The following is a 9,367-nucleotide window of genomic DNA, read 5'->3' on the forward strand; positions in this document are numbered from 1 at the left end:
GGTGGAGCGATGTGGAGGGCCTGTCGGCCGGGTGGTCAGTCGGTGGTGCGTTCCTCGTCGAGCTCGGCGAACTTCTCCTGGGCGGAGGCGGAGTACTCGCGCCAGCGGGTCGGCTCCCAGATCTCCACCCGGTCCATCGCGCCGATCACGACGACGTCGCGGGTGAGGGCGGCGTACTCCCGCAGCGACGGCGTCAGCGAGATGCGGCCCTGCTTGTCGGGGACGCCCTGCTCGGCGCTGGCGAACAGCATCCGGGCGTAGTCACGCCCGGTCTTCGACGTCATGCCGCGCGTCTTCGCACGCTCGGCCTCGGCCATGAAGTCGGACTCGGGCCACACGTCCAGGCACTTCTCCTGTCCCTGTGTCACCACGAGTCCCTCCGCCAGCTGCTCCCGGAACTTCGCCGGGAGGATCAGCCGCCCTTTGTCGTCGAGCTTCGGCGTGTAGGTGCCCATGAAGAACATCGGGCGCCTCCACCACTCAGCTCGCTTGCTCCACTTTCCTCCACACTACTCCACTTCCCTCCACCGTCAACCACATTCCCCCAAACCGGACGGCGAGTCGCTCCCTCGCGGGCTCGGCGCCGCCGGGGGCGGCGGCGGGTTGCGCACCGGTCACGATCTGCGTCGGTGGGGTGCCGCAGTTGAGGCCAACGCCTACGGTGTCTGCGAAGGGTTCTGCGAAGTTGTGCGAAGGGTGACGACGGGCCACCGAGGCTCGCCGCGGTGAGAGGGGTTGCGCGAGTGGCTGAGCCGGCTGTCGAGTCGACGGAGGTCCCTGCGGGCGGAGCACACCGGGGCGGAGCCGACCTGGAGACGTTGGCGCGCGTGGTCGCCCGCGTGCGAGCCAACGTCGAGAAGGTCATCGAGGGCAAGGCCGACGTCGTCCAGTCGACGCTGGTCGTCCTGCTGGCCGAGGGCCACCTGCTGATCGAGGACGTGCCCGGCGTCGGCAAGACGATGCTCAGCAAGTCCCTGGCCCGCAGCATCGACTGCTCGGTGCGCCGGATCCAGTTCACGCCCGACCTGCTGCCGTCCGACGTCACCGGCGTCTCGATCTTCAACCAGAACACCCGCGAGTTCGAGTTCCGGCCCGGCGGCGTCTTCGCCAACATCGTCGTGGGCGACGAGATCAACCGCGCCTCGCCCAAGACGCAGTCGGCGCTGCTGGAGTGCATGGAGGAGCGCCAGGTCACCGTCGACAACACGACCTACGAGCTCGACCTGCCGTTCATGGTGATCGCCAGCCAGAACCCGATCGAGATGGAGGGCACCTACGCGCTCCCCGAGGCGCAGCGCGACCGCTTCATGGCCCGGGTGTCCGTGGGCTACCCCGTCGAAGCCGCGGAGATCGCCATGCTCGGCTCGCACACGCACAGCAACCCGCTCGACGACCTCGAGCCGGTCACCGACGCCGCCGAGATCGCGAAGCTGATCGGCATCGTCCGGCAGGTGCACGTCGCCGAGACCGTGCAGCGGTACGCCGTCGCGCTGACGTCGGCCACCCGGCGTACCGAGGACCTCACGCTGGGGGCGTCGCCCCGCGCCACGCTCCACCTGGTCCGCGCGGCGAAGGCGATGGCCGCCATCAAGGGCCGCGACTACGTGCTGCCCGACGACGTCCACGGCCTGGCCCAGACGGTCCTCGCGCACCGCCTGCTCCCGAGCGTCGAGGCGTCGATGAGCGGTCGCTCCACCTCGGCGGTGCTCGAGGGGATCATCGCCTCGGTGCCGGTCCCGGCCCCGACCAGCTAGACGGACCGAGACCGATGCGCGAGGCGTTGCGGGGCCTGACCCTCCGAGGGCGGGCCTTCGTGGCCGCGGGAGTCACGGCGATCGTCTGCGCCGTGCTGCTGGGCGAGTCGTCGCTGAGCCGGGTGGGGGTGCTCGTCCTGGCCCTGCCCCTGGTGACGGCGCTGTTCATCGGGCGCAGCCGCTACCGGCTCGCCCTGGTCCGCACCGTGACGCCCCAGCTGGTCGCGGCGGGCCAGCCCGCGCGGGTGCAGCTCTCCCTGACCAACGAGGGGCGCACCCCCAGCGGGGTGCTGCTGCTCGAGGACCAGCTGCCCTACGTCCTGGGCACCCGGCCCCGGTTCGTCCTGGAGGGCATCGGCCACGGCTGGCGGCGGCACGTCTCCTACCAGGTCCGCTCCGACGTCCGCGGCAAGTTCGACATCGGCCCGATGACGGTCAGGGTCGTGGACCCGTTCGGGCTGGTCGAGCTCGCGCGCGCGTTCCAGACCACGGTGCCGTTGACCGTCACGCCACGCACGGTCCCCCTGTCCTCGATCCCGCTCGGTGGGGCGTGGACGGGGTCGGGCGACAACCGGCCGCGGGCGTTCGCGACCGGAAGCGCCGAGGACGTCACCGTGCGCGAGTACCGCCAGGGCGACGACCTGCGCCGGGTGCACTGGCGCAGCTCGGCCCGGATGGGCGAGCTCATGGTGCGCCGTGAGGAACAGCCGTGGCAGTCGAGGGCGACCCTGTTCCTGGACAACCGGATGCGCTCGCACCGGGGGCAGGGCATCGCCTCCTCGCTCGAGGCCGCGGTCTCGGTCGCCGCCTCGATCGCCGTGCACCTGACCCACCGCGGCTTCGCGGTGCGGCTGGTCACCGCGTCCGGAGAGGACCCGTCGAGCGCCTGGCACGTGCGCGAGTCCGACCTCAACACCGCGCCGCTGCTGGAGGCGCTGGCCGTGCTGGCGCCGACCCAGGCGCCTCAGCTCGACACCGGCTGGCTCACCGAGCACGGAGGGGGCGGCCTCTTGGTCGCGGTGGTCGGAGGGGTGGAGACCGTCGACACACCCGTGCTGCGCCGGATGCAGACCCACGCCAGCTCGGCGCTCGCCGTCGCCCTCGACGTGGATGCCTGGGTGTCGGGCGGCGGTGGCAGCGGCGGAGCGGCCGGACTGCTGGCCCAGCAGGGGTGGCGCGCCGTGCCCCTCGGCCCGCGGGACCGGCTCGAGACCATGTGGGACGAGCTCGGGCGCGGGTCGACGCAGAGCGCCCGGTCCCGGGTGGGTGCCGCCCCGGCGGCTGCCGCGCCGGCGGGTGGACGGTGAGGACATGGTGACCCACCGCTCGCGGGCCAGCCTCGTCTCGTTGGCCACCCTCTCGACGCTGGGGGTGGCGACCACGTGGGTCGCGCTGCTGTCGTGGCGCGGGTTCGTGGAGCTGTCGGGGCACTTCCTCGGACCCCTGCTCCTGCTCGGCGTCGTCCTCGTCGTCACCGGCATCCTCGCCCGCTGGTGGCGCGCGCCGGCGGCGGTCGTCCTGCTCGCCCAGGTCGCCTCGACGGCGATCACCGCCTCCCTGATGCTCACCGGGTCTCCCCTGCCGGTCGGGTCCGCCTGGGCCAGGCTGACCGAGAAGCTCGGCGACGCGGTGGACAGCGCCAACCGGTTCGCTCCCCCGGTCCCCGCGGACGCCCCGGGTGTCGACCCGATCCTGATCGCCGGCGGGCTCGGCCTCATGCTCCTGGTGGACTTCCTGGCGTGCACCGTGCGGCGGGTCCCGCTGGCCGGGCTGCCGCTGCTCACCATCTTCAGCGTGCCCCTGAGCATGTTGGGCTCGGGCCCGGCGTGGTGGGTGTTCGTGCTCACCGCGGCCGGCTTCCTCGCGATGCTGTTCGTCCACGAGGACGAGCAGGTCTCACGCTGGGGGCGGTCGCTCGAGCGGGACCGAGGTGGCCTCGACGCGGACGCCTTCGGGGTGCGCACCGGAGCGGTCCGGGCCAGCGCCGGGGCGATCGGGGGCGTGGTCACCGCCCTTGCGATCGTCGTGCCCGCCGCCATCCCCACGCTGGAGCTGCAGGTGTTCGACTGGGGTCCGGGCTCGGGCGGCAGCGGTGACATCAACATCGACAACCCGATGGTCGACCTGCGCCGCGACCTGATCCAGGGCGACGACGACCCCCTGCTGCAGGTCGTCACCGACGACCCCGACCCGTCCTACCTACGTATCGCCGTGCTCAACAGGTTCTCGTCCGAGGCCTGGAGCTCGGGTGACCGCGACGTGCCGAGCAGCAACCAGGCCAACGGGCCGATGCCGTCCCTGGAAGGCGTGGACCCCGCGGTGCCCCGCCAGGAGTACGACTACGCCATCGCCGCGACCGACGACTTCACCTCGACGTGGCTGCCCACGACGACCCACGTCAGCCGGGTCGAGGCCGAGGGCGACTGGCGCTACGACCTGGACACCCGCGACTTCCTCGCCAGTGACAAGGGTCTCGACACCGCCGGGCTGGACTGGGAGCTCACCTCCGTCGAGCTCGACCTCGACGCCAACGACCTCGCCGTGGCGGCGTCCTCGACCGGGCTGGTCAGTGACGAGTTCACCGACCTCCCCTCCGGGCTCGACGACGAGATCCGGCAGCTGGCCCTCGACGTCACGGAGCAGGCGCCGTCCCGGTTCGAGAAGGCGGTCGCCCTGCAGAACTGGTTCCGGCGGGGCGGTGGCTTCACCTATGACAAGTCGACCCCCGGCGACAACGGTGCCGACGACCTCCTGACCTTCCTCAGCGACGGCCCCGGCGGGCGGACCGGCTACTGCGAGCAGTTCGCGGCGTCGATGGCCGTGATGGCGCGGATCCTCGGGATCCCCGCCCGGGTCGCGGTCGGCTTCCTCCGGCCCGAGGAGGTCCGGCCAGACACCTTCGTCTACAGCGCCCACGACCTGCACGCGTGGCCGGAGCTCTACATCGCCGGCGCCGGCTGGGTCCGGTTCGAGCCGACGCCGGGTGGGCGGGCCCAGTCGGTGCCGGACTACACGACCGAGCTGGTCAACCTGCCCGAGGAGACGGACCCGACGACCAACCCGAGCCAGGACGACATCCAGAACCCGGTCCGGGACTCGCCCACGGCCGCGCCCGACCAGCAGGACGACAACGCCGCGGGATCGGACGGGGCGGCCGACGTCCCGTGGCTCGGGATCCTCGGCACGACGGCGGCCGTCCTGCTGCTCGTGGGGCTCCTCCTGGCCCCCCGCGCCGTGCGTCGCCGGCGGCGGAGCGCACGGCTGGCCGGCGGCCCCGAGGACGCCTGGCTGGAGCTGCGCGACAGCGTGCGCGACCTGGGCCTGGTCTGGCCCCGGGGGCGCTCCCCCCGCCAGACCGCTGACACCCTGGTGCGCTGGTTCGGCGCAGCACCCGACGAGTTCACCCCGGAGCGGCCACGTCGTGGGCCCGAGACCAATCCCGAGGCCGTCGACGCCCTGGACCGCCTGGTGCTGGCCCTGGAGCTGAGCCGCTACGCCGAGCGCCGGCCCGGCCCGGTCGGCTCCTGGTCGGCCGACACCGAGACCTGCATCCTCGCCCTGTCCGGCGGTTCGAGTGCCCGCGCCCGGCGGAGGGCGGAGTGGTGGCCGAGGTCGCTGTTCGTGCGGGAGCGGGTGGTCAGCAAGAAGCCCGACGACGACGAGGGCTCGTCGCGGCCGGCGTACGCGGGGGTCGTCGACCACGTGGGGTGAGGTTGTTGCGTTCTCGATCCTGACCTGCGTCGCGCTTCGTGACCGCCGAGTCGGCGCTACGGTGACTGGGGCGCAACGCGTCACCCCACGACCTTGCGGCTCCCCCGCTTCGCTCCTCCGCCACAAGCCCGCGGGGGCCCCAAAGCGTCGCGCGGGCGCTGCAGTACCGCCGACTGGGCTCGGGTGCCAGTCGGGCTGGGTGCGCAGGTGTTAGAAGCCGCCGGATTCGCGCCGCCGACGCCACCGCTCCTCCATCCGCTCCATGAAGGAGCCGGACGAGGCGGTACGCCGCTGGCGACGAGGTCGGGAGGGGCGGCCACCGTCGATGACGGTGAAGCCGCGGGACGGGTGCATCGCGGTGCGGGGGTCGGCCGGGGCCGAGGCCGCCTGCTGGCCGCGGATGGCGGTGAGCGCGACGGTGGCGGAGCCGAGCATGACCACGAACCCGGCGATGCCGATGGGCGGCATCTGGGTGATCGCGCCGGCCATCAGGATCGTGACGCCGGCCAGGAAGACCACGCCGGCGAGGATCGCGCGGCGCCGGGCCGAGCGGCGTAGCGAGGTGCCACGCAGGGTGGAGGCGAACTTGGGGTCCTCCTCGACGAGGGCGCGCTCCATCTGCTCGAGCAGTCGAAGCTCCTCTTCGGAGAGTGGCACCGGTTCCTCCCGTCAGTCCCACGCGCGGGTCTGAGCGACCATCGACGTGCCAAGTGTAGGCAGGCGTCGGTGGCGACACTAGGCGTCCCACACATTTCGTTATGTGAGAGATCTGTCGGACCGTCCTCGGGCGGGTCCTCGGACGCGTCGACCACCCCCACGCCTAGCGGCCCAGCAGGCTCGCCGGCTGCACCGCCGCTCCCCCGAACCGCCGGGTCGCCCGGTCCACGGCCCGGTCGGCGTCGGACCAGCCGTGCTCGCGTTCGCCGAGGAGGAGCTGGCGGTGGACGGTCGTCCGGGGCACCAGCCCCTCGACCCGCACCCCCACCAGCCGCAGCCGGGCCCGTTGCAGGCCGAGGGCGTCGTAGAGCGCGACCGCGGTGCGGTAGATCTCCTGGGTCACGTCGGTGGACTCACCCATCGTGCGGGCCCGGGTGATGGTGGTGAAGTCGGCGAACCGGACCGTCAGCGAGACGGTGCGGCCGGCCACGCCGGCGACCCGCATCCGTGAGGCGACCTTGGCGGTCAGCTTGAGCACCTCGCGGAGCACGACCTCGCGGTCGTCGATGTCGCGACCGAAGGTCTCCTGGGCACCCATCGACTTGTCCGGGTCACCGCCCATGCCGAACACAGAGACCCGGCCGGGAGTGATCTCCCGCCGGTCGGTCCCCCACGCCAGCTCGTGCAGCTGGCTGCCGAGCCCGGCACCGACCGCGCGCTGGAGCGTCCGCAACGGGGTGTGCGCCACGTCGCCGACGGTGACGAGACCGAGCCGGTGCAGCATGGCCTGGGTCTTCTCCCCCACGCCGTAGAGCTCACCGACGTCGAGCGGGTGCAGGAACGAGGTGATCGCCTCGGGCGGGACGACGACCACCCCGTCGGGCTTGGCCCGGCGGCTGGCCAGCTTGGCCACCGACACCGAGGCCGCCACCCCGACCGAGCAGGTGATGCCCTGCTCGTCGTGGATGGTCGCGCGCAGCCGCTCGGCGATCGTGGCCGGGCCGCCGAGGCGACGGGTCGACCCGCGGACGTCGAGGAACGCCTCGTCGAGGGAGACCACCTCGACCTGGGGGGTGACCCGCCGGAAGGTCTCGACCACGGCCGCGGACACCGTCGAGAACAGGTCGTGGTCGGCCGGGACCGACACCGCGTGCGGGCACAGCCGCCGGGCCCGCGTGGAAGGCATGCCGGAGCGGACGCCGAAGGCGCGGGCGTGGTAGTTGGCCGACAGGATCACGCCGCGGTAGCCGCCGCCCACGATGACGGGCACGTCGTGGAGCTCGGGCCGGTCCCTTGTCGCGACGGAGGCGTAGAAGGCGTCCATGTCGACGTGGAGGATCGGGGTGGCGACCGGAGCGCCAGCGGAGGTCGTCACTTCGATCCTCCCCCCGAGCGATGTGACCTCGCCGAGTCGGCGGTACTGCTCTCCGGCCGGAGGCCCACCCCGGCAGTAGCGCCGACTCGGCGCACGTGAAGCGAGACGTCAGGCGGTGGCTGGGACCCAGCGAGAACCGAAGGTCCCTGCCACGTGCGCCGAGTCGGCGCTACGGCAGCCGGGGGCGCTTCGCGCCGGCGCTGCAGTACCGCCGACTCGGCGACACCACTCCTGGAGTGACCTGACTCAGAGCGCGAGCAGGTGCAGCTGAGTGGCCAGCGGGAAGTACTCGGCGCGCTCGGCGACGAGCCGCTCCAGCTCGACCAGGGCCGCGGCGGCACCGGGCTCGAGGTCGAGCAGGGAGCCGGGGACCAGGTCGGCGAAGACCCGGACCCCGTGGATCGAGGCGAGCTCGAAACCGGCGCCCATGAGGAGCGAGGCGGCCTCGTCCGCGGTGAACCGGTGCCCGGTCCGGGACGACGGGGAGGTCTCGGTCGCGGCGGGCGTGTCGGCCAGGAGCGCGAGTGCCTGCGGGAAGTGGCCGGCCATGGCCCGGGCGATGACCGCCGCGTGCCGCTGGGCGACCAGCAGCGAGAGCACCCCACCGGGACGCAGCACCCTGCGGATCGTGGCCAGCGCCGCGGCCGGGTCGTCGACCACCTCGAGCACGCCGTGGCAGAGCACCACGTCGACCGGCTCGGCACCGATGTCGATGAGGTCGACCAGGTCGGAGACGTCACCCTGGAGCCCGGTGACCTCGACCCCGACCTCGCGGGCCCGGCGGTCGAGGGCGGCCAGGGCGTCGGGGCTGGGATCGACCACGGTGACCCGGTGGCCGAGCTCGGCCAGGCGGACCGCGAACCCGCCGGTCCCGCCGCCGACGTCGACGATGCGCGAGGACCCCTGCTCGAGGGCGGTCGCGAGGGCCTCCCACACCACCGCGGTGCGGGCGCTGGCCCGTCGTTCGCTGGGCCGCTCGTTGGTCGACATGCGCCAGACTCTAAGGCGTGGAGGTGGGTCCTCATCCTGGACTTCCCGGACTTCGGTGCCACAACTTCCGGGCCACCTCCTTGGTGTCCTCCCCCGCCGGCTTGATATCGGCGTAGGGCGAGACCTGGAAGCCGCTGGAGTGCACCAGCACCCGGCGCCGGCCCATGCCACCCGCCGTGTAGTGACCGGTCTCCTGCTCGGCGTCCGTCCCGAAGGTCTGGGGCGCGGCCATCACCGGCCGGCTGGACCGGCTCTCGGCCGCACCCGGCCCGGCGTTGACCAGGCCCACCCCGCCGAACCCCTCGGGAACCACCGCCATCTGCTCGCGCACCGCCTCGATCCCCTCGCGCTCCCACAGGGCGGAGAGCACCGGCAGCTCCCAGCAGCCGGTGGCCCGCAGGGAGACGCCGCGGTAGCCGGTCTTCCTCAGCTCGCCGCGCACCACCAGCAGCCAGGAGTGGAACAAGGTGGCGGCGTAGGGCCCCTGGGCGTCCTCGAAGAACGTCGCGTCGACCGGGCCGGTCGCGTCGTCGAGGGTCAGGAAGATCACCCGGCGCCCGGAGCGGATCGGCGGGGTCTGGGTGGCGACCTTGACCCCGGCCACCAGCAGCTCGGACCTGCTGCGCCGGGTGAGCAGGTCGCGGCTGCGGACCACGCCGAGCGCCTCGAGGAACGGCGCGTAGGAGTCGACGACGTGCCGGCTCACGTCGAGGCCGAGGATCTCCAGCTCGGCCTTCATCCGCTCCTCGGCGGTCATCTCCGGCAGGCCGGACACCTCGCCCTCGCCGGGCTCGTCGCCCAGGGTCAGGGTCAGCTGGACGGAGTCGACGGGAGGGGGCGGCGCCGTCGCCTTGGACTGGGCGGCGGACCGGGCCCACAC

Annotated in this window: 8 protein-coding genes; 3 read left to right on the plus strand and 5 right to left on the minus strand. The window is 72.9% G+C overall.

The window, feature by feature from the left end; all coding sequences use genetic code 11:
- Positions 1 to 35 precede the first annotated feature (35 nt).
- Positions 36 to 464: a division/cell wall cluster transcriptional repressor MraZ gene (gene mraZ / locus JHD21_RS17365; RefSeq protein ID WP_292677723.1), complete on the minus strand. Its 429-nt coding sequence runs from the start codon at positions 462 to 464 to the stop codon at positions 36 to 38.
- Positions 465 to 809: 345 nt separating this feature from the next.
- Here mraZ and JHD21_RS17370 point away from each other — a divergent pair, with 345 nt between their 5' ends.
- From JHD21_RS17370 to JHD21_RS17380, 3 genes are read left to right on the plus strand one after another with little or no spacing between them, the layout of a single operon-like run.
- The gene (locus tag JHD21_RS17370) at positions 810 to 1,754 is read left to right on the plus strand and encodes a MoxR family ATPase (RefSeq protein ID WP_292677737.1); all 945 of its coding nucleotides are present in this window, start codon (positions 810 to 812) and stop codon (positions 1,752 to 1,754) included.
- Between the two features lie 14 nt (positions 1,755 to 1,768).
- Entirely contained in the window at positions 1,769 to 3,061 is a 1,293-nt protein-coding gene (locus JHD21_RS17375; protein ID WP_292677725.1) for a DUF58 domain-containing protein, read from the plus strand.
- Positions 3,062 to 3,065: 4 nt separating this feature from the next.
- Entirely contained in the window at positions 3,066 to 5,465 is a 2,400-nt protein-coding gene (locus JHD21_RS17380) for a DUF3488 and transglutaminase-like domain-containing protein (protein WP_292677727.1), read from the plus strand.
- A gap of 210 nt (positions 5,466 to 5,675) precedes the next feature.
- Here the strand turns inward: JHD21_RS17380 and JHD21_RS17385 are convergent, their stop codons facing one another.
- The 4 genes from JHD21_RS17385 to JHD21_RS17400 all read right to left on the minus strand — a co-directional run.
- A complete protein-coding gene (locus JHD21_RS17385; protein ID WP_292677729.1) occupies positions 5,676 to 6,122 on the minus strand; it encodes a DUF3040 domain-containing protein in 447 nt (148 codons plus the stop codon).
- Between the two features lie 163 nt (positions 6,123 to 6,285).
- Positions 6,286 to 7,497: a DNA polymerase IV gene (dinB, locus tag JHD21_RS17390; protein WP_292677731.1), complete on the minus strand. Its 1,212-nt coding sequence runs from the start codon at positions 7,495 to 7,497 to the stop codon at positions 6,286 to 6,288.
- A 246-nt stretch (positions 7,498 to 7,743) separates the two neighbouring features.
- Positions 7,744 to 8,487: a methyltransferase domain-containing protein gene (locus JHD21_RS17395; RefSeq protein ID WP_292677733.1), complete on the minus strand. Its 744-nt coding sequence runs from the start codon at positions 8,485 to 8,487 to the stop codon at positions 7,744 to 7,746.
- 31 nt (positions 8,488 to 8,518) lie between these two features.
- A partial coding sequence (locus JHD21_RS17400; RefSeq protein WP_292677735.1) for an OB-fold nucleic acid binding domain-containing protein occupies positions 8,519 to 9,367 on the minus strand: 849 nt, incomplete at its 5' end.

Source organism: Nocardioides sp. (genome assembly GCF_016462705.1).
Taxonomy (GTDB): Bacteria; Actinomycetota; Actinomycetes; order Propionibacteriales; family Nocardioidaceae; genus Nocardioides.

Bases quoted from the DNA above. Each gene is read 5' to 3' on its own strand.
- mraZ (WP_292677723.1), bottom strand. From the start codon at position 464: ATGTTCTTCATGGGCACCTACACGCCGAAGCTCGACGACAAAGGGCGG.
- JHD21_RS17375 (WP_292677725.1), top strand. From the start codon at position 1,769: ATGCGCGAGGCGTTGCGGGGCCTGACCCTCCGAGGGCGGGCCTTCGTG.
- JHD21_RS17380 (WP_292677727.1), top strand. From the start codon at position 3,066: ATGGTGACCCACCGCTCGCGGGCCAGCCTCGTCTCGTTGGCCACCCTC.
- JHD21_RS17395 (WP_292677733.1), bottom strand. From the start codon at position 8,487: ATGTCGACCAACGAGCGGCCCAGCGAACGACGGGCCAGCGCCCGCACC.